The organism is Rathayibacter sp. RFBD1 (genome assembly GCF_002932915.1).
GTDB lineage: Bacteria > Actinomycetota > Actinomycetes > Actinomycetales > Microbacteriaceae > Rathayibacter.
Window position 1 is genome coordinate 34,815 of the sequence record NZ_PSWQ01000019.1, and the last position, 18,726, is coordinate 53,540.

The following is an 18,726-nucleotide window of genomic DNA, read 5'->3' on the forward strand; positions in this document are numbered from 1 at the left end:
GGGCGTCAGCGGCTGGAGGCCCGGTTGGCGGACCGTGTCGCCGCGCGCTTGCGGTGGGTGATGTGCTGCATCAGCTGGTTCTGCAGGTCGGCGAGCGGAGCGCCCTCCTCGTCGAGGTGGTGCCGCGTCCAGTCGCCGTCCGGGCCGAGCCACCAGGAGGCGGTCCGCTCGTCCATCGCCCGCTCGAACATGTCGTCGATCTCGCTGAGGTGCGCCGGCTCGACGATCCGCACCAGAGCCTCGACGCGGCGGTCGAGGTTGCGGTGCATCATGTCGGCGCTGCCGATGAAGACGTCCGGCTCGCCGCCGTTGACGAAGCTGAAGATGCGGGAGTGCTCGAGGTAGCGGCCGAGGATCGAGCGCACGCGGATGGTCTCGGAGAGCCCCTCCTGGCCGGGCTTCAGCCCGCAGATGCCGCGCACCCACACGTCGACCGGCACGCCGGCCTGGCTGGCGCGGTAGAGCGCGTCGATCACGGACTCGTCGACGATCGAGTTGACCTTGATCCGGATGCCCGAGGGGCGCCCCGCGCGGGCGTTCTCGGTCTCGGCGGCGATCCGCTTGAGCAGGCCCTTCCGCAGGTGGCGCGGCGCGACGAGCAGGCGCTTGAACTTCTTCTCGATCGCGTAGCCCGAGAGCTCGTTGAACAGACGCGTGAGGTCCTTGCCGACCTCGGGGTCGGCCGTCAGGAGTCCGAGGTCCTCGTAGATGCGCGAGGTCTTCGGGTTGTAGTTGCCGGTGCCGATGTGGGAGTAGTGGCGGAGCACTCCGCCCTTCTCCTGGCGGATGACGAGCGCGAGCTTGCAGTGGGTCTTCAGCCCGACGAGCCCGTAGACCACGTGCACGCCCGCCTTCTCGAGCTTGCGCGCCCACGAGATGTTCGCCTGCTCGTCGAAGCGCGCCTTGATCTCGACCAGGGCGAGCACCTGCTTGCCCGACTCGGCCGCGTCGATGAGCGCCTCGACGATGGGGGAGTCGCCCGAGGTGCGGTAGAGCGTCTGCTTGATCGCGAGCACGTCCGGATCGGCCGCCGCCTGCTCGAGGAACGACTGCACGCTCGTCGCGAAGGACTCGTAGGGGTGGTGCAGGAGCACGTCGCCACGGGAGACCACCTTGAAGACGTCCTGCCGCTGGTTGGGCTCGCTGGGCGAGAGCTGCACCGCCGTCGTCGGGACGTGATTGGGGTACTTCAGGTCCGGGCGGTCGATCTTCTGCAGGCTGAAGAGCCCGCTGAGGTCGAGCGGGGCCGGGAGCTTGTAGACCTCCTGCGTCGTGATGTCGAGCTCGCGGACCAGCAGGCCCAGCGTCTCGTCGTCCATGTCGTCGGTGACCTCGAGGCGGATGGGCGGGCCGAACCGGCGGCGCAGCAGCTCCTTCTCGAGGGCCTTGATCAGGTTCTCGGTCTCGTCCTCGTCGACCTCGACGTCCTCGTTGCGCGTCACCCGGAACACGTGGTGGTCGAGGATCTCCATGCCGGGGAACAGGTCGTCCAGCTGGTTGGCGATCAGGTCCTCGAGCGAGATGAACCGCATCGGCTCGCCCGGCGCCGCGACGCCGGCGATCCGGACGAAGCGGGGGAGCATCTGCGGCACCTTGAGGCGCGCGAACTCGACCTTCTGCGTCTTCGGGTTCCGCACCCGCACCGAGAGGTTGAGCGAGAGGCCGGAGATGTAGGGGAACGGGTGCGCCGGGTCGACCGCGAGCGGCATCAGCACCGGGAACACCTGGGCCGAGAAGTAGTCGTCCAGCACGGTGCGCTCGGCGTCGCTCAGCTCGTCCCAGCGGACGAGGTCGATGCCGCCGTCGCGCAGGGCGGGCTCGACGAGCTCCTTGAACGCTCGGGAGTGGCGCTGCTGCAGCAGGTGCGCCTTCTCCGAGATGTCGGTCAGCACGTCGACCGGCACGCGGCCGATGTTCGTCGGCAGGGCGAGCCCCGTGAGGATGCGGCGCTTGAGGCCGGCGACCCGGACCATGAAGAACTCGTCGAGGTTGGACGAGAAGATCGCCAGGAAGTTCGCCCGCTCGAGCGCCGGAACCAGCGGATCCTCCGCGAGCTCGAGCACGCGCTGGTTGAACGCGAGCCAGCTCAGCTCCCGGTCGAGGTAGCGGTTGTCGGGGAGGAGCGGGTCCGAGTGCTCCTCCTCGTCGTCGAAGTCGTCGTCGAGGTCATCGCTGAGACCGTCTTCGAGAAGCAGGTTGTCGCCGTCCATGCGACCATCCTGGCACCGCGTCCGTCCGCTCCGCGCCGCCGCTCGTGAATGCCGGATGAACGGGGCCGGGGGAGGCCCTGTGGAGGAGTGCCGGCTCAGCGCAGCGGCGCGGCGCGCTGCAGGTACTGCACGTCGACGGAGGCGTCCGTGAACCCGAGCGAGCGGTAGAGCGCCACCGCCGACCGGTTCTCGGCCTCGACGTAGAGGTCGGCCGTGGTGCAGCCGCGCTCGAGCATCCGCGCGAGCCCGGCGTTCAGCAGGGTGCGGCCGAGTCCCCGTCCGGCCGCCTCGGGGGCGACCCCGAGGACGTAGATCTCGCCGGTCGTCGATCCGGGCTCGATCTTGAGCCAGTCATAGCCGAGGAGCGTGCCGTCGGCGTCGCGGAGCAGGAGGAAGTCGCCCTCGTCGAACCACGGCTCGGCGCGGCGGGCCGCCAGGTCCTCCTCCGTCATCCGCCCCTGCTCGGGGTGCGCGGCGAAGATCCGCGCGTTCAGGGCGATCCACTCGGCCGGAGCGAGGTCGCGGGCGTCCGAGAGGACGACGCCCTCGGGGACGCGGACCTCGGGGGCGGCGAGCGGCTCGAGCTCGAGGTGCAGGAGGGTGCGAACCGGTGCGAAGCCGTGGGAGGCCGCGAGGGCCCGGGCGGCGGGGTGGTCGCCGTGCGCCCAGGCGAGCAGGCCCGTCCGGCCGCTCGCGAGGACCTGCTCCAGGGTCGCGGTGCCGAAGCCGACCCCGCGCCACTCCGGATCGACGACGAACTCCAGCTCGCCCTGCCCGAGGATCGCCGCCGCCACGACCACGTCGGCGCGCAGCCCCACGAGGAGGGTGCGCGAGCCGGCCCGGGCGTCGACGAGCGTCTGGTCGCTGAAGGGGGGCTGGTGGTCGAACCAGGCGGCGCGCCCGATCAGGTGCTCGAGGCCGGCCGCCACCGCGGGATCGGCCAGATCCTCAACGGACAGGTTGAGCGACTCGCTCATTGTCCTCTTCGTACACGTTGAAGCGGTATCCGACGTTGCGGACCGTGCCGATCAGCGACTCCAGGTCGCCGAGCTTCGCGCGGAGGCGCCGCACGTGCACGTCGACCGTGCGGGTGCCGCCGAAGTAGTCGTAGCCCCACACCTCGCTCAGCAGCTGCTCGCGGGTGAAGACGCGCGAGGGGTGCGTGGCGAAGAAGCGGAGGAGCTCGAACTCCTTGAAGGTGAGGTCGAGCGGGCGCCCGTGCACCTTGGCGGAGTAGCTGGCCTCGTCGATCACGACGCCCGACGCCTGGATGCGCGAGGTCGACTGCTCCTGCGCCAGCCGGCCGATCACCAGGCGGATGCGGGCGTCGACCTCGGCGGGGCCGGCCGAGTCGAGGATGACGTCGTTGACGCCCCAGTCGGCCGAGACGGCCGTGAGCCCGCCCTCCGTGAGGATCAGGATGAGGGGGACGTTGATGCCCGTGGTCGTGAGGATCTTGCAGAGCGACTTGGCGCTGGCGAGGTCCTGCCGCGCGTCGACCAGGATCAGATCGCAGCTCGGGGCGTTCACGAGCTGGGCGGGCTCCGCGGGGATCTGCCGGGTCCGGTGGCTGAGGAGCCCCAGTGCGGGGAGCACCTCGGCGCCTCCCGCCGAGGTCAGTATCAACAACTGCGCCACGGATCCTCCAGAACTGGTCTGCCCGCAATACTAGCGGCGGGCCGGGAGGGGCGTCCGCCTGGGGCACAATTGTCGGATGGGCAGGGATCGGGTGGGCATCGGAGTCGTCTGGGCGCTCGCACTCGCGGGCTCCGTGCTGACGCTGGCGATCGCCGCTCCGGAGTCCCGGCAGCTCTGGCTCGCGCTGACGTTCGGCGGCTGCGTGCTCGCGACCTTCGCGGTGCAGCTCGCCGTGGCCCGCGCCGAGGGGTACCTCCTCCGCGCGATGACGAGCATCGTCGGAGCGATGGCCGTGGTCGCGGTCGCGAGCGGGATCGCCCTCCTCCTCCCCGCCTGAGCAGTCGCGCCCTCCCGTCCCGAGCGCCCGGATCCGCACCGCCTGAGCGGTCGCGTCCGCCCCGCCCCTGCGTCGGAGGCGGCGGGTAGGATGAGCGCATGCTTCTCGCCCTGGAACTCTTCTACCTCGGTCTGCTCGGGCTCGCCTCCCTCGCCATCGCGTGGGTCTCCGGCGTGGTCGTCTACAAGCTCTACCGCGGCCAGCGCTAGCCGCCGCCGGAGCCCGAGTGATCTCGCTTCCGTCGGGCCTGCCGCCCGAGCTCGTCCCCCTGTCCTGGCTGCTCGGCGTCTGGGAGGGCTCGGGCGTCATCGACTACACGATCGGCGACGACTCCGTCCAGGCCGAGTTCGGCCATCGCATCAGCTTCAGCTACGACGGCCTCCCGTACCTCAACTACAACTCCTACACGTGGCTGATCGAGGAGGGCGCCGAGGAGGAGCCCCGGCCGCTGGTCACCGAGACCGGCTACTGGCGCCTCAGCCGCGCTCTGACCGACTCCGACGCCGGCCCGGGAATGCTGCCCGGCCGCGGCGCACCCGCCTTCCCCGACGCGGAGTCCGTCGAGACGCTGCGCAACGCCGCCGGCGGGTTCGACATCGAGGTCTCGCTCGTGCACCCGGACGGGGTCAGCGAGCTCTACCTCGGCCAGGTCAAGGGGCCGCGGATCGACCTCGCGACCGACGCGGTGATGCGCACCGCCGCGGCGAAGGACTACGCCGCCGCCACCCGGCTCTACGGCCTGGTCGACGACCACCTGCTGTGGGCGTGGGACATCGCCGCGCTCGGCCAGGGCCTGCGGACCCACTCCTCCGGACGGCTCGCCCGTGTCGACTGACGCGCTCTCCCCGCTCCTGGCAGCCCCGGGCGCCGTCGCCACGACGAGCGCCGCCGAGCCCGGCGTCGCCGCCCACTACGGCGAGCCCTTCCGCGAGCAGCGCGCTCTCGCCGCGGGCACCGCGCTCGTCGACCTCTCAGGCCGCGGCGTCGTGACCGTCACGGGGCCGGACCGCCTCACCTGGATCGACTCGCTCACCAGCCAGGCCGTCTCGCGCCTCGCTCCCGGCGCGTCGGCCGAGACGCTCCTGCTCGACCCGACCGGCCGGATCGAGCACGTCATCCGCCTCATCGACGACGGCGAGACCGCCTGGCTCCTGCTCGACCGCGACGAGACGGCCGGCCTGGCCGCCTGGCTCGACCGGATGCGCTTCATGCTCCGCGTCGAGGTCGCCGACCGCACCGACGACTTCGCGACCCTCGCCGCCCTCGGCGACGGGCCGGCCCTGACGCTCGCCCTGTCCCTGGCCGAGGAGCCCGTCGTCTGGAGCGACCCGTGGTCGCAGGTCCAGCCGGGCGGCTGGCAGTACGCGCTGACCACAGAGCACCCCGGGGCCTCCTGGGAGCTGCGCGAGGTCCTGGTCCCGCGAGCGGCCCTCGAGGCCCTCGCGGAGACGGCCGTCGGGAGGGGAGTGGCCCTCGCCGGGGTCGACGCCCTCGAGGCGCTGCGCATCGCCGCCTGGCGCCCGCGCCACGCGACCGAGGTCGACGAGCGGTCCATCCCGCACGAGCTCGACCTCCTCCGCTCGAGCGTGCACCTCGCCAAGGGCTGCTACCGGGGCCAGGAGACGGTGGCGAAGGTGCACAATCTCGGCCACCCGCCGCGGCGCCTGGTCCTGCTGCAGCTCGACGGCTCCGACTCGGTCCTCCCCGCCCACGGCGACGTCGTCACGGCGCTCAAGGGCGGCGAGCCGGTCGAGGTCGGCACGGTCACCTCCAGCGCCTGGCACTACGAGGACGGACCGGTCGCTCTCGCGGTCGTCAAGCGGAGCGTCCCGGTGGACCTCGAGCTGACCGTGCTGGCCGGCGACTCGCGCGTGGCCGCGGCCCAGGAGGTCGTGGTCCCGCCCGGAGCCGGAGCGGAGGCGGGAGTGCCCCGCCTGCCCCGCCTCGGGGCGACGACCAGGTAGGCCACGCCGTGGTGGCCGCACGTCCCGCCGAGCGGGGCCGGGCGGCCGAGCGGCTGCGCGGTCTCGTCCGGACCCCCGAGCTGAGTCCCGCGCGCGCCCTCGCCCGCGCGGGGGCGTCGCTCCCGCCGTGCTGCAGATCGTGCTCGCGGCGATCCTCGCCTACTCCGTCGCGCACTTCCTCCTCGGGCACCCCTCGCCGGTGCTGGCACTGACGGCCACGATCTCGAGCCTCGGCATCGCGCGCGACACCCGCCCCAAGCAGGTGGCCGAGACAGCGACGGGGATGCTCATCGGCATCACGGCCAGCGAGGTCCTGCTCCTGCTGTGGGGGAGCGGCGTCTGGCAGCTCGGCGTCGTCCTCGCGATCGTCTTCACGCTCGGCCGGGCCCTCTCGCCCTCGCCGGGGTTCGCCGTGGCCGCCGGGACCCAGGCGATGCTGGTGATGGTCCTCCCTGCGCCGGACGGAGGCGTCTTCACCCGGAGCGTCGACGGCCTGATCGGCGGGCTCGCGGCGCTGCTCTGCACGGCGATCGTGCCCCGCCCGCCGCTGCGCACAGCGCGGGCCGAGGCGCACCGGCTCCTCACCGCGCTCAGCCGGACCGTGGAGGAGCTGGCCGGGGCGCTCCGCCGGGGCGACTCCTCGGCGTCCACCGCGGCCCTCGAGCGGATCCGCGGGACGCAGCCGGTCATCGACGGCTGGACCGCGGCGCTCGACTCCGCGACCGGCGTCGCCCGGATCTCGCCGTTCGTCCGCCGGCACCGCGGCGAGCTCTCCCGCCAGGCCGTGATGCTGTCCGCGCTGGATCTCGCGACCCGGAACCTGCGCATCGTCGCGCGCCGCACCGACTTTCTCGTCGGGGACGGCGCCCCGCGGCCGGCGCTCGCCGGAGCGGTCGCCGCCCTCGGCCCGGGCATCGCGCTGCTCGGCCGCGCGGTCGCCGATCCTTCGGTGCTCGCCCTGGCGCGTCAGGACCTCGTGCTGCTCGCGACCACGCTCGACCCCCAGCGGCTGATCCCGGAGGCGCGCCTCGCCGAGAAGACGGTGCTCGTCCTGCTCCGCCCGCTCGTCGTCGACCTGCTCACGGCGACCGGCGCCGCTCCCGCCGAGGCTCGGGCCGCCCTGCCCCCGCTCGCCTAGGGCTCAGGAGGCCCGGTGCTCAGGTCGGGCGCTCAGGAGGAGGGGGCGACCGCCTCCCACGCGACCGTCACCTCGCCCAGGCGCCAGCGCCGCGGCCCGCCGAGGACCGGCCACTCCGGCCGGAGGTCCCGGACCGCCGCGATCCAGCGCTGACCCGGACTGTAGACGGCGAGAGGGGCGTTCAGCGTCCACGCCCGCTCGAGGGCGGAGAGGAAGGCGTGCACGCCCTCGCCGGGCACGTTGCGGTGGATGAGGGCCTTCGGCAGGCGCTCGGCCGCCGTCATCGGCGAGGGGATCGCCGCGAGCCGGAGCGAGAGGGTCAGCGAGCGCGGGCCCTCCCGGCCGACCTCGATCCAGGTGCAGATGCGGCCGATCTCGTCGCAGGTGCCCTCGACCAGGACGCCGTCGGGCTGCAGGCGGTCCGTCATCGTCGCCCAGGCTCCCTGAACCGCGTCCTCGTCGTACTGGCGGAGCACGTTGAAGGCGCGGATGACGCCCGCCCGCCGCCCCGCGGGCAGGGGCACCTCGAAGCCGCCGCGCTCGAAGCGCACGCGCGCGTCCGCGGGGAACGGCGTGCCGCCCTCCCTCACCCGGGCGAGCTGGCGCCGAGCGGTGTCGACCCGTGCGGGCTCGATCTCGAGGCCGAGCACCTCGACGTCGGGCGCGGCCCGGACGAGCCGGCGGTGCAGCTCGAGCGTGGTGACCGCGCTCGCCCCGAAGCCGAGATCGACGACGAGCGGGGAGGCGGTGCTGCGCAGGACGGGCAGCTCGGCGAGCCGGCGGTCGACCCGGCGGAGGCGGTTCGTGCCCGTCGTTCCGCGGGTGACGGCTCCGATGGGCATGCTCTCCAGCGTATCCGCGGGCGAGGGGGCCGCCTCTAAGCTGGACGCATGTCCGAGACCTACACCCTCATCCTCGTGCGCCACGGCAACAGCGAGTGGAACCAGAAGAACCTGTTCACCGGCTGGGTCGACGTGCGCCTGACCGAGCAGGGAGTCGCGGAGGCCACCCGTGCCGGCGAGCTGCTGACCGAGGCGGGCCTGCACCCCGACATCGTCTACACGTCGCGCCAGACGCGTGCGATCCAGACCGCCAACATCGCCCTCGAGGTCGCCGACCGCCTGTGGATCGACGTCAAGCGCTCCTGGCGCCTCAACGAGCGCCACTACGGCGCCCTGCAGGGCAAGGACAAGGCGCAGACCCTCGCCGAGTACGGCCCCGAGCAGTTCCAGACCTGGCGCCGCTCCTTCGACGTGCCGCCGCCCCCGCTCGACGACGACGACCAGTACTCGCAGGCGCACGACGAGCGCTACGCCGACCTCGGCGACGCACTGCCCCGCACCGAGTCGCTGAAGCTCGTGATCGAGCGGATGCTTCCGTACTGGGAGTCCGACATCAAGCCGGACCTCGCCTCGGGCAAGACCGTCATGATCACCGCGCACGGCAACTCCCTCCGCGCGCTGGTGAAGACGCTCGACGGCATCTCGGACTCGGACATCGCGGAGCTCAACATCCCGACCGGGATCCCGCTCGTCTACGAGCTGAACGAGGACTTCGAGCCGATCGGGGAGGCGCGCTACCTCGACCCCGAGGCCGCGGCCGCCGGTGCCGCCGCCGTCGCCGCCCAGGGCGCCAAGAAGTAGCACCGCCCCGCACGCGTGAACGGCCCGCCCGAGTCCTCGACTCCGGCGGGCCGTTCCCGTAGCCCCGGAGGCGGAGCGCACGGACACGTCCGGCCCGCAGGAGACGATCGTTCCTGCGGGCCGGACGATGAGACGGGCCGGAGCCCGAGGTGTCGACTAGGAGTAGTCGCCCGAGATCAGGTACTGGACCTTCTTGGCGATCGACACGGCGTGGTCGGCGAAGCGCTCGTGGTAGCGGCTGGCGAGGGTCGCGTCGACGGTGTCGGCGGCCTGGCCCTTCCACGCCTCGCTGAGCACCTTGTCGAAGACGCTGACGTGCAGCTCGTCGATCTTGTCGTCCTCGTCGCGGATCTCCTCGGCGATGCGCGGGTCCTGCGAGCGGAGCAGGTCGGTCAGCTTGTGTGCGACGACCACGTCGAGGCGGCCCATCTCGACGAACGTCGGACGCAGGCTCTTGGGGACCACCTTGTCGGGGAAGCGGTAGCGCGAGAGCTGGGCGATGTGCTCGGCGATGTCGCCCATCCGCTCGAGCGACGCGCTGATGCGCAGCGCCGAGACGACGATCCGCAGGTCGCGGGCGACCGGGTTCTGCCGGGCGAGGATGTCGATCGCGAGCTCGTCGAGGCTGATGGCCAGCTCGTCGATGCGCGCGTCGCTCGCGATGACCTCCTCCGCGAGGGTGACGTCGGAGTGGTTGAACGCCTGGGTCGCCTTCTCGATGGCGATCTCGACGAGTCCGGAGATCTCGACGAGTCGTTCCTGGACCTCGGCCAGCTCCTGCTGGAAAACTTCGCGCATCTGTGTTCGACCCTCTCTACGGCGCACGCGGACGACGGCGCCGGATCTGCGGCGAGCACCTCGCACGCCGCTGCGACTGCACTCCGTGGGCGCAGGCGCAGTCATGATGACCACGGCAGGTTAACGGACGGTGCCGGGCGTTTGAACAGTACTCGACCCCCGGAGGATCGACGGGCGTCCGGTAGGGGGACGCCCGGTGGATGGTTAGCCTGGGTCCGTGGATTCGGGCTTGATTGTGGTTCTGTCGCTCGTTCTCGGTGTCGCGATCGGGATCCTTCTGACGACCGTGCTCACGCTCGCCGCCCGCCAGGGCCGCATCGCGCAGGACGTGATCTCGGTCGGGCTCCCCGAGGGGATCGAGGCGATCATCGACGCCGTCGGCTCGCCCGCCTTCGTGACCGACCCGTCGCACAACGTGCTGAAGGCGTCCACCCGCGCCGTCGCGCTCGGCCTGGTCTCGCAGGACACGCTGCTCCACCCCGACCTCGTCGCCATCGTCGACCGCGTCCGCCGCTTCGGCGACGACATCGTCCAGGACCTCGAGCTCGCGACCAGCCCGCTCTCCGACGCTGCCGTGACGCTCGTCGTCCACGCGACCCGCCTCGGCTCCCGCTACGTCCTCGTCATCGCCGAGGACCACACCGAGGCGCGCCGGCTCGAGGCCGTCCGCCGGGACTTCGTCGCCAACATCTCCCACGAGCTGAAGACCCCGATCGGCGCCGTCGGCCTGCTCGCCGAGGCCCTCGACTCCGCCGCCGACGACCCCCAGCAGGTGCGCCGCTTCGCGCACCGGCTGACCCAGGAGTCGCACCGCCTCGCGAAGATCACCCGCGAGATCATCGAGCTCTCCCGCCTCCAGGCCGCCGACGTCGCCGGCTCCGCCGAGATCATCCGCGTCGACGACGTCGTCACGGCGGCGCTCGAGACCACCCACGTCATGGCGGAGTCGCACGACGTCACCCTGGTCAAGGGCGGGATGAAGAAGGCCTACGTCGTGGGGCAGGAGAAGATGCTCGTCTCGGCGCTGCACAACCTCCTCGCCAACGCCATCCAGTACTCGCCCGCCGGCTCCCGCGTGGGCATCGGCGTCCGCTCCACCGGCGGCGTCGTCGAGATCGCCGTCACCGACCAGGGCATCGGCATCCCGGAGGAGGACCTCGACCGGGTGTTCGAGCGCTTCTACCGCGTCGACCAGGCCCGCTCCCGCCACACCGGCGGCACCGGCCTCGGCCTCAGCATCGTCAAGCACGCCGTGCAGAACCACGGCGGCGACGTCCGCGTCTGGTCCAAGCCCGGCCGCGGCTCCACCTTCACCATCCGGCTCCCCGAAGCCGACCCCGCCCGGACGCCCTTCGCGGCGACCGCCCCGATAGGAGAACACGCGTGACCAGCATCCTGCTCGTCGAGGACGAGAGCGCCCTCAGCGAGCCCCTCAGCTACCTGCTCGAACGCGAGGGCTACGACGTCACCGTCGCCGAGGACGGCAACCGCGCCGTCGCCGCCTTCGACGAGGGCGACTACGACCTGATCCTCCTCGACCTCATGCTGCCCGGCATGCCCGGCACCGAGGTCTGCCGCGAGATCCGCACCCGCTCCTCCGTCCCGATCATCATGGTCACCGCCAAGGACTCCGAAGTGGACATCGTCGTCGGCCTGGAGCTCGGCGCGGACGACTACGTCACCAAGCCCTACTCCACCCGCGAACTGCTCGCCCGCATCCGCGCCGTCCTCCGACGCCGCACCGAGGAGCCCGGCGAGGAGCGGATCGTCGTCGCCGGCCCCGTCCGCATGGACATCGAACGCCACACGGTCGAAGTCGACGGCGTCGAGACCCCGATGCCCCTCAAGGAGTTCGAGCTCCTCGAGATGCTCCTCCGCAACGCGGGCCGTGTCCTCACCCGCGGCCAGCTCATCGACCGCGTCTGGGGGAGCGACTACTTCGGCGACACGAAGACCCTCGACGTCCACGTCAAGCGCATCCGCTCGAAGATCGAGAAGACGCCGAAGGAGCCGGTGCTCCTGGTTACTGTCCGCGGCCTCGGCTACCGCTTCGACGCTTGATCGCGGGCCCTGGCGGGGCGATCTGCGGCGTTGTCGTCGGTTGCGATACCGCTGGTATCGCGCCCTCCTCCGCCTTGCAGCTCACCCCGCCAGGACCCGCGATCAACCCTGTACTGGAGGGGTGAGGGGTGGGGCCGTCGCTGCGCGACGAGCCGCGGGGTGGGGCCGTCGCTGCGCGACGAGCCGGTCGGGGGCGTCGCTCAGGGCGTGGTGGTCGAGTAGTCGGCGTATCGAGACCCGCACAGCCGGACGTCGCCCGCCTGGTGGTTGAGTGGCCGACGGAGTCACCGTATCGAGACTTGCGGGGACGACGAAGGGCCGCCCACCGGGTGGACGGCCCTCGAGGGCGGAGGGGGCTACTCCGCGGTGGGAGCGTCGACGCCGGGCTCGGCGGTCGGAGTGGGGAGCGCGGTCCGGGCGGGGTCGGCCGTCGGGGTGACGGTCGGCGTCGCGGAGGGCGCGGGGGTCAGCGTCGAGTAGGCCTCGAGGGCGTTCGTCAGGACGGGGACGAGGAGCTCCTTGCCCTGCTCGGAGCCGTACTGGAAGTAGACGGGGAGCAGGCCGCCGGGGATCGTGTCGATGTCATCCATCTGGACGGCCTCGGTGCTGTCGGGGCGGACCTCGGTACGGCCGGGGACGGCGTCGACGGTGTCGCTGGTGCGGCCCGCGGAGCCCTCGTACTGCACCTCGACGCTCAGCGCCTCATCGGTGGAGTTCACGAGCGTCACGATCAGGGTGCCGGCCTCGCCGTCGTCCGAGACGATCATCGCGTTGCGGATGGCGAGATCGCCGATCGTCGCGCCGACTCCGTCGCTCGGGTCGTAGATCTTGCGCGTCGCCTGCGGGGCGACGAGGTTGCAGCCGGCGGTAGCGAGGGCGACGCCGACCGCGAGAACGACGGATGCAGCGATACGCGCCTTCACAGGAACCTCCAGATCGTCGGCCCCGCTCGCCCCGGACAGGGCGACTTCACTGTGCACGAGCCAACACCAGGCTAGCGTAGCGAGCACCGCGGCTCCGCCCGTCCGGACTCCCGTCCCGCTCGGCGCGCATGGTAATCTGTCCGCCGCTGAAAGGACGTCGCATGCAGTTCGAGGTCGGAGAGACGGTCGTCTACCCCCATCACGGAGCCGCCACGATCGCCGAGGTGAAGACCCGGACGATCAAGGGCCAGGAGAAGACGTACCTGAAGCTCCGCGTCGCGCAGGGCGACCTCGTCATCGAGGTGCCCGCCGACAACGTCGACCTGGTCGGCGTCCGCGACGTCATCGGCCGCGAGGGCGTCGAGCGCGTGTTCGAGGTCCTGCGCGCCGAGGTCGTCGAGGAGCCGACCAACTGGTCGCGCCGCTACAAGGCCAACCTCGAGAAGCTCGGGTCCGGAGACGTCGTCAAGGTCTCCGAGGTCGTCCGCGACCTCACCCGCCGCGACCGCGACCGCGGCCTCTCGGCGGGAGAGAAGAGCATGCTCGCCAAGGCCCGCCAGATCCTCGTCTCCGAGCTCGCCCTGGCCGAGAAGACCGATGAGGACGCCGCCTCCGTGCTCCTCGACGAGGTCCTCGCATCCTGAACGGTCCGGCCGGCGCGCCGACCGCGGCCGTCGTCGTCGTCGCCGCCGGCAGCGGCACGAGGCTCGGCCGCGAGCGCCCCAAGGCCTACGTCGACTGCGCGGGGAGGACGATCCTCGAGCGCAGCCTGCGCACGGTGCTGCTGCTCGCGGAGCCGGTCCAGATCGTCGTCGTGGCTCCCGCCGCCCTCCTCGAGGAGACGGCCGCTCTGACGCACGCCGCCGGAGCCCCGGACGGCTCCGTCAGCGTCGTCGCCGGAGGCGCCAGCCGCCAGGAGTCGGTCGCTCGAGGGCTCCGGGCGCTCGGTCCGGCCGTCGAGACGGTGCTCGTGCACGACGCCGCCCGCGCCCTCACGCCCGTCGACCAGTTCGAGCGGGTGATCGCGGCGGTCCGGGAGACGGGCGGCGGAGTGATCCCGGGTCTGCCGGTCACCGACACGATCAAGCGCATCCGCGCCGACGGCGGGATCCTCGTCACGGTGGACCGCTCCGAGCTCGCCGCGGTGCAGACGCCGCAGGGCTTCCCGCGCGCGCTCCTCGACGAGGCCTACGCCTCGGCGGAGGAGGACTTCACCGATGACGCGGCGCTCCTCGCCTCGCGCGGCAGTCCCTCGATCGTCGTCGCCGGCGACCCGCTCGCCTTCAAGATCACCACCCCCTGGGACCTGGCCCGCGCCGAGCAGGTGCTCGCACCGCCGCCCGTCGTCGTCGTGCCGCGCGTCGGCATCGGCACGGACGTGCACGCGTTCGACGACGCGTCGCCGCTCTGGCTCGCCGGGCTGCACTGGCCGGGGGAGCGGGGCCTGTCCGGGCACAGCGACGGCGACCCGGTCGCCCACGCGATCTGCGACGCGCTCCTGGCGGCGGCGGGTCTCGGCGATATCGGCTCCCGCTTCGGCACGGCCGACCCGCGCTTCGCGGACGCCCACGGCGAGGTCTTCCTCCGCGCGACCCGCGAGCTGGTGGAGGCCGCCGGCTTCGCCATCGGCAACGTCTCGGTGCAGCTCATCGGCAACCGCCCGAAGTTCTCGCCGCGGCGCGAGGAGGCGCAGAGGCTGCTCTCGGAGCTGCTCGGCGCACCGGTCAGCGTCGCCGCCACCACCTCGGACGCGCTGGGCTTCACCGGCCGGGGCGAGGGGGTCGCCGCGACCGCGACGGCACTCGTCCTCCCCACCCCCGCTGTCACCCGTTAGTCCCCGGGCGGAGCCGCCGACCGGGCCGGGAGCGGTCCGCCCGGTAAACTCGCCCGCGTGACTCTGCGACTGCATGACTCGAAGGCCCAGGCCCTCGTCGATTTCGTCCCCCTCCGCGAGAACGAGGTCGGGATGTACGTCTGCGGACCCACCGTTCAGTCCTCCCCCCACATCGGGCACCTGCGCTCCGCCCTCGCCTACGACCAGCTGCGCCGCTGGCTGGCGTACCGCGGCTTCCAGGTCACCCTGGTGCGCAACGTCACCGACATCGACGACAAGATCCTCGCCATCGCCGAGGACGCGCGGCGTCGGGTGCCCGAGGGCGCGCCGGTCGAGCAGTGGTGGGCGCTCGCCTACCGCGTCGAGCTCGAGTTCACCGCCGCGTACACGGCCCTCGGCATCCTCCCGCCGACCTACGAGCCGCGCGCGACCGCGAGCATCGCCGAGATGATCACCCTCATCCAGACCCTGATCGAGCGCGGTCACGCCTACCCGGCGCCCGACGACTCCGGCGACGTCTACTTCGACACGCGGTCCTGGCCGGACTACGGCTCGCTCACCCACCAGCGCCTCGAGAGCATGGAGGCGGCGACCGACGCCGACCCGCGCGGCAAGCGCGACCCGCACGACTTCGCTCTCTGGAAGGGCGCCAAGCCGGAGGAGCCCGAGTCGGCCGCCTGGGCCTCGCCGTGGGGCGCCGGGCGCCCCGGCTGGCACATCGAGTGCTCCGCGATGTCGACGAAGTATCTCGGCACCCAGTTCGACATCCACGGCGGCGGGCTCGACCTGCGCTTCCCCCACCACGAGAACGAGCTCGCCCAGTCCAGCGCCGCCGGCCACGCCTTCGCCAGCTACTGGCTGCACAACGGCCTCGTGTCCGTCATCGGCCAGAAGATGAGCAAGTCGCTCGGCAACTCGGTGTTCGCCTCCGAGCTGCTCGAGGCGGCCCGCCCGCTCGTCGTCCGCTACTACCTCGGCTCGGCCCACTACCGCTCCACCCTCGAGTTCCACGACGGGGCCCTCGAGGAGGCCGAAGCGGCGCTGGAGCGGATCGAGGGCTTCCTCGAGCGCTCCCGCCGCCGCCTCGACGGCACGCGGTTCGCCGCGCTCGGCGAGCCGGTGGTTCCGGAGGAGTTCGCCGAGGCGATGGACGATGACCTGTCCGTCCCGCAGGCCATCGGCGTCCTGCACGAGACCGTGCGCGCCGGCAACGCCGCCCTCGACGCCGAGGACCTCGGCTCCGTCTCGGCCCTGCGCACCCAGGTGCTCGCGATGGCGGCCGTGCTCGGCATCGACCCGGAGGCGCCCGAGTGGGCGCGCTCCGACGACGAACCCTCGTACCGCGCGCTCAGCGTGCTGGTCGACCGCCTGGTCGCCGAACGCCAGACCGCGCGCGAGCAGCGCGACTGGGCGAGCGCCGACCGCATCCGAACCGATCTCGCCGCGGCGGGAATCACGATCGAAGACACCCAGACGGGTGCGCATTGGAGTCTCGATGGCGAATAAGCCCGGCCGCCCCGGAGCGGTCCGAAAGAAGAGCAAGGGCAAGGCCGTCGGTTCCGGCGGTCAGGGCCGTCAGGCCCTCGAGGGCAAGAAGCCCACGCCCAAGGCCGAGGACCGGCCCTACCACCCCGCAGGCAAGGCGAAGCTCGCGCGCGAGCGCTTCGTCGCCGCCGGCGGCAAGGGCCGTCCCGGCGGAGCCCTCTCCGCGGCCGCCCGCGGACAGGGGCGCCCCGCCCCGTCGCGCAAGCCCAAGAGCGGCGACGACTTCGAGATGGTGACGGGCCGGAACTCGGTCCTCGAGGCGCTGCGCGCCAGCATCCCGGCCACCACCCTCTACCTCGCGACCCGCATCGAGATGGACGACCGGGTCAAGGAGGCGCTCAAGATCGCCACCGCCCGCGGCCTTCCCGTGCTCGAGGTCATGCGCCCGGAGCTCGACCGCCTCGCCGGCCCCGACTCCGTGCACCAGGGCCTCGTGCTGAAGGTGCCGCCCTACGAGTACGCCCACCCGAGCGACCTGCTCGAGCGCAGCGTCTCCCGCGGAGCGGTCCCTCTCCTCGTCGCCCTCGACGGCATCACCGACCCGCGCAACCTCGGAGCGATCATCCGCTCCGTCGCCGCGTTCGGCGGACAGGGCGTCATCGTCCCGCAGCGCCGCTCCGTGGGCCTCAACTCCGCCGCCTGGAAGACCTCCGCCGGAGCCGCCGCACGCATCCCCGTCGCGATGGCGTCCAACCTCACCGCCATGATCAAGGACTTCAAGCGCGCGGGCGTCTTCGTCATCGGACTCGACGGCGACGGCGACGTGATGCTCCCCGGCCTCGAACTCGCCGACCGGCCGCTCCTCGTCGTCGTCGGCAGCGAGGGCAAGGGCCTCTCCCGCCTCGTCACCGAGCAGTGCGACGCCGTCGTCTCCATCCCGATCAGCTCCGCCACCGAATCCCTCAACGCCGGGATCGCGGCGTCGGTCGCGCTCTACGAGATCTCCAAACTCCGCTCCGCCTCCGAGTAGCGCGGGCACCGGCGCGGCGATCTGCGGCGTTGTCGTCGGGCGCGATACCGCCGATATCGCTTCCTCCTCCGCCTTCCAGCTCACAGCGCGAGCGCCGGCACGGCGATCTGCGGCGTTGTCGTCGGGCGCGATACCGCCGGTATCGCTTCCTCCTCCGCCTTGCAGCTCACCGCGCCGGCACCCGCGCTCCAGGTTTAGATGTCAGGGGCGCCGCCTTCGGCGAGCGGACAGGGGCGCCGCCTGCGGCGAGCGGACCGAAGGCGCCGCCTCCGGGGAGCGAGCCGGGGGAATGCGAAGAGGGCCCGTGCTGACAGCGCGGGCCCTCTTGCGGTGGTGGGGTCAGACGTTCTTGGTCCAGTCGACGTCGGCGTCCTCGTCGGTGAGCTCGGCGTCGCCGGACTCGTCGAGGACGAGGTTCGGGAGGGTCAGCGCCTCGGTGGGAGGAGCGATGACCGTCGCCTCGTCGCGGCGGTGACGCAGGATGTCGTTCACGTAGGCGGTGACCGCCTCCGCCAGGGGGACGTCGCGCGCCTGCTGCTGCGACATGAACCATCGGTGCTCGAGCAGCTGGTGGAACATCTCGGCCGGCTCCAGGCGGCCCTTGAGATCACGGGGGATCGAGCGGATGACCGGCTCGAACACCTGCGCCAGCCACTCGTGCGCCACCATCTCCTCGTCCAGGCCCTGCTTGTCGTAGGTCGCCGTGTACGAGTCGAGGTCGTTGAGCAGGCGCCGCGCCTGGTTCTCCTGCGCGTCCAGCCCGGTGAGACGGAGCAGCCGCCGCTGGTGGTGGCCGGCGTCGACCACCTTCGGCTGGATCCGCACCGTGGACCCGGCCTCGTCGGTCCTGATCGCGAGCTCCTCGATGTCGAAGCCCAGCTCGTTCAGCCGGTTCACGCGGTCGTTGATCCGCCAGCGCTCCGACGTCGCGAACGACTCGGCACCGGTCAGCTCCTTCCAGAGGCTGCGGTACGCCGCGACGATGCCGTCGGAGACGGTGATCGGGTCGAGGTCGTCGTCGACGCGACCGCCGGCCTCGAGGTCGAGCAGCTCGCCGGCGATGTTGACGCGGGCGATCTCCAGATCGTTCTCGCGCTGGCCGTTCGAGAGGCCGCCCGAGTAGAGCTGCCCGGTCTCCGCATCGACCAGGTAGGCGGCGAAGGCGCCGGCATCGCGCCGGAAGAGGGTGTTCGAAAGGGACACGTCGCCCCAGAAGAAGCCGATCACGTGCAGGCGGACCAGGAGGAGCGCCAGCGCGTCGACCAGACGGGTCGCCGTGTCCGGCCGCAGCGTCTGCGAGAAGAGCGCCCGGTAGGGGAGCGAGAACTTGAGGTGACGGGTGACCAGCACGGCGGGCAGGGCCTCGCCCTCGTCGTCGGTGCGGTTCGTGATCACCGCGCCCGGAACCACGCACGGCACGTCGAGGCGCTGCAGCGTCTTCAGCATCTCGTACTCGCGCCGCGACATCTCGGCGGTCGTCTCCTTGACGGCGACGACGTGACCGGAGAGGTGGGCGAAGCGGACCGTGTGCCGCGAGATGCCCTTCGGCAGGGCGGCGATGTACTCGTCGGGCCAGTCGTCGAGCCGCAGGTTCCACGGCAGGTCGAGCAGGGCCGGGTCGACGGTGGCCGAGGTGATGTTCAGGGAGCCGGACATGGTGCGCCG

General features: G+C 72.0%; 18 protein-coding genes. 11 read left to right on the top strand and 7 right to left on the bottom strand.

Features of this window, described 5'->3' with window-relative positions; genetic code table 11:
- Nucleotides 1–5: 5 nt before the first annotated feature.
- The 3 genes from C5D50_RS08535 to C5D50_RS08545 form a co-directional block, all read right to left on the bottom strand.
- On the bottom strand, nt 6–2,210 hold the full coding sequence (locus C5D50_RS08535) for an RNA degradosome polyphosphate kinase (protein WP_104283271.1): 2,205 nt from the start codon (nt 2,208–2,210) through the stop codon (nt 6–8).
- Between the two features lie 95 nt (nt 2,211–2,305).
- Nucleotides 2,306–3,187 carry a mycothiol synthase gene (mshD, locus tag C5D50_RS08540; RefSeq protein ID WP_104249369.1) on the bottom strand — a complete coding sequence of 294 codons (882 nt, stop codon included), beginning with the start codon at nt 3,185–3,187 and terminating at the stop codon, nt 2,306–2,308.
- Complete coding sequence (locus tag C5D50_RS08545; RefSeq protein WP_104224700.1) at nt 3,159–3,848, bottom strand: winged helix-turn-helix domain-containing protein; 690 nt, start codon at nt 3,846–3,848, stop codon at nt 3,159–3,161. Before C5D50_RS08545 ends, mshD begins: the two co-directional genes overlap by 29 nt.
- A gap of 76 nt (nt 3,849–3,924) precedes the next feature.
- Between C5D50_RS08545 and C5D50_RS08550 the strand changes: the two genes are divergently transcribed.
- From C5D50_RS08550 to C5D50_RS08565, 4 genes are all read left to right on the top strand, one after another.
- Nucleotides 3,925–4,185 (top strand): hypothetical protein, encoded by a 261-nt coding sequence (locus C5D50_RS08550; protein WP_146076503.1) that lies wholly within the window; start codon nt 3,925–3,927, stop codon nt 4,183–4,185.
- Nucleotides 4,186–4,411: 226 nt separating this feature from the next.
- On the top strand, nt 4,412–5,020 hold the full coding sequence (locus C5D50_RS08555; RefSeq protein ID WP_104283273.1) for an FABP family protein: 609 nt from the start codon (nt 4,412–4,414) through the stop codon (nt 5,018–5,020).
- Nucleotides 5,010–6,149, top strand: coding sequence for a folate-binding protein YgfZ (locus C5D50_RS08560; RefSeq protein WP_104283274.1), 1,140 nt, complete (start codon nt 5,010–5,012; stop codon nt 6,147–6,149). The genes C5D50_RS08555 and C5D50_RS08560 overlap by 11 nt, the downstream gene beginning before the upstream one ends.
- Before the next feature lie 127 nt (nt 6,150–6,276).
- Entirely contained in the window at nt 6,277–7,287 is a 1,011-nt protein-coding gene (locus C5D50_RS08565) for an aromatic acid exporter family protein (protein ID WP_104283275.1), read from the top strand.
- Nucleotides 7,288–7,319: 32 nt separating this feature from the next.
- On the opposite strand, the gene C5D50_RS08570 is transcribed toward C5D50_RS08565, so the two are convergent.
- A complete protein-coding gene (locus tag C5D50_RS08570) occupies nt 7,320–8,129 on the bottom strand; it encodes a class I SAM-dependent methyltransferase (RefSeq protein WP_104283276.1) in 810 nt (269 codons plus the stop codon).
- A gap of 48 nt (nt 8,130–8,177) precedes the next feature.
- On the opposite strand from C5D50_RS08570, the gene C5D50_RS08575 reads away from it, so the two are divergent.
- Nucleotides 8,178–8,930, top strand: coding sequence for a phosphoglyceromutase (locus C5D50_RS08575; RefSeq protein ID WP_104224694.1), 753 nt, complete (start codon nt 8,178–8,180; stop codon nt 8,928–8,930).
- A 156-nt stretch (nt 8,931–9,086) separates the two neighbouring features.
- Here the strand turns inward: C5D50_RS08575 and phoU are convergent, their stop codons facing one another.
- Nucleotides 9,087–9,728, bottom strand: coding sequence for a phosphate signaling complex protein PhoU (phoU, locus tag C5D50_RS08580; protein WP_104224693.1), 642 nt, complete (start codon nt 9,726–9,728; stop codon nt 9,087–9,089).
- Nucleotides 9,729–9,945: 217 nt separating this feature from the next.
- Between phoU and C5D50_RS08585 the strand changes: the two genes are divergently transcribed.
- Complete coding sequence (locus tag C5D50_RS08585) at nt 9,946–11,115, top strand: cell wall metabolism sensor histidine kinase WalK (protein ID WP_104283277.1); 1,170 nt, start codon at nt 9,946–9,948, stop codon at nt 11,113–11,115.
- Nucleotides 11,112–11,789, top strand: a complete 678-nt coding sequence (locus tag C5D50_RS08590; protein WP_104227263.1) for a response regulator transcription factor — start codon at nt 11,112–11,114, stop codon at nt 11,787–11,789. Before C5D50_RS08585 ends, C5D50_RS08590 begins: the two co-directional genes overlap by 4 nt.
- 356 nt (nt 11,790–12,145) lie before the next feature.
- On the opposite strand, the gene C5D50_RS08595 is transcribed toward C5D50_RS08590, so the two are convergent.
- Nucleotides 12,146–12,712 (bottom strand): hypothetical protein, encoded by a 567-nt coding sequence (locus C5D50_RS08595; protein ID WP_104224588.1) that lies wholly within the window; start codon nt 12,710–12,712, stop codon nt 12,146–12,148.
- A gap of 161 nt (nt 12,713–12,873) precedes the next feature.
- Between C5D50_RS08595 and C5D50_RS08600 the strand changes: the two genes are divergently transcribed.
- From C5D50_RS08600 to rlmB, 4 genes are read left to right on the top strand one after another with little or no spacing between them, the layout of a single operon-like run.
- Nucleotides 12,874–13,356 carry a CarD family transcriptional regulator gene (locus tag C5D50_RS08600; RefSeq protein ID WP_104224589.1) on the top strand — a complete coding sequence of 161 codons (483 nt, stop codon included), beginning with the start codon at nt 12,874–12,876 and terminating at the stop codon, nt 13,354–13,356.
- Nucleotides 13,350–14,546: a 2-C-methyl-D-erythritol 4-phosphate cytidylyltransferase gene (ispD, locus tag C5D50_RS08605; RefSeq protein ID WP_104283278.1), complete on the top strand. Its 1,197-nt coding sequence runs from the start codon at nt 13,350–13,352 to the stop codon at nt 14,544–14,546. Before C5D50_RS08600 ends, ispD begins: the two co-directional genes overlap by 7 nt.
- Before the next feature lie 57 nt (nt 14,547–14,603).
- On the top strand, nt 14,604–16,052 hold the full coding sequence (gene cysS, locus C5D50_RS08610; protein WP_104258202.1) for a cysteine--tRNA ligase: 1,449 nt from the start codon (nt 14,604–14,606) through the stop codon (nt 16,050–16,052).
- Nucleotides 16,042–17,061 carry a 23S rRNA (guanosine(2251)-2'-O)-methyltransferase RlmB gene (rlmB, locus tag C5D50_RS08615; RefSeq protein ID WP_104224591.1) on the top strand — a complete coding sequence of 340 codons (1,020 nt, stop codon included), beginning with the start codon at nt 16,042–16,044 and terminating at the stop codon, nt 17,059–17,061. Before cysS ends, rlmB begins: the two co-directional genes overlap by 11 nt.
- 339 nt (nt 17,062–17,400) lie before the next feature.
- Here the strand turns inward: rlmB and C5D50_RS08620 are convergent, their stop codons facing one another.
- Nucleotides 17,401–18,717, bottom strand: coding sequence for a DUF4032 domain-containing protein (locus C5D50_RS08620; RefSeq protein ID WP_104224592.1), 1,317 nt, complete (start codon nt 18,715–18,717; stop codon nt 17,401–17,403).
- Nucleotides 18,718–18,726 lie beyond the last annotated feature (9 nt).

Coding starts and splice junctions, on each gene's coding strand:
- C5D50_RS08535 (WP_104283271.1), bottom strand. CDS start 2,210: ATGGACGGCGACAACCTGCTTCTCGAAGACGGTCTCAGCGATGACCTC.
- mshD (WP_104249369.1), bottom strand. CDS start 3,187: ATGAGCGAGTCGCTCAACCTGTCCGTTGAGGATCTGGCCGATCCCGCG.
- C5D50_RS08550 (WP_146076503.1), top strand. CDS start 3,925: ATGGGCAGGGATCGGGTGGGCATCGGAGTCGTCTGGGCGCTCGCACTC.
- C5D50_RS08570 (WP_104283276.1), bottom strand. CDS start 8,129: ATGCCCATCGGAGCCGTCACCCGCGGAACGACGGGCACGAACCGCCTC.
- C5D50_RS08575 (WP_104224694.1), top strand. CDS start 8,178: ATGTCCGAGACCTACACCCTCATCCTCGTGCGCCACGGCAACAGCGAG.
- phoU (WP_104224693.1), bottom strand. CDS start 9,728: ATGCGCGAAGTTTTCCAGCAGGAGCTGGCCGAGGTCCAGGAACGACTC.
- C5D50_RS08600 (WP_104224589.1), top strand. CDS start 12,874: ATGCAGTTCGAGGTCGGAGAGACGGTCGTCTACCCCCATCACGGAGCC.
- rlmB (WP_104224591.1), top strand. CDS start 16,042: ATGGCGAATAAGCCCGGCCGCCCCGGAGCGGTCCGAAAGAAGAGCAAG.
- C5D50_RS08620 (WP_104224592.1), bottom strand. CDS start 18,717: ATGTCCGGCTCCCTGAACATCACCTCGGCCACCGTCGACCCGGCCCTG.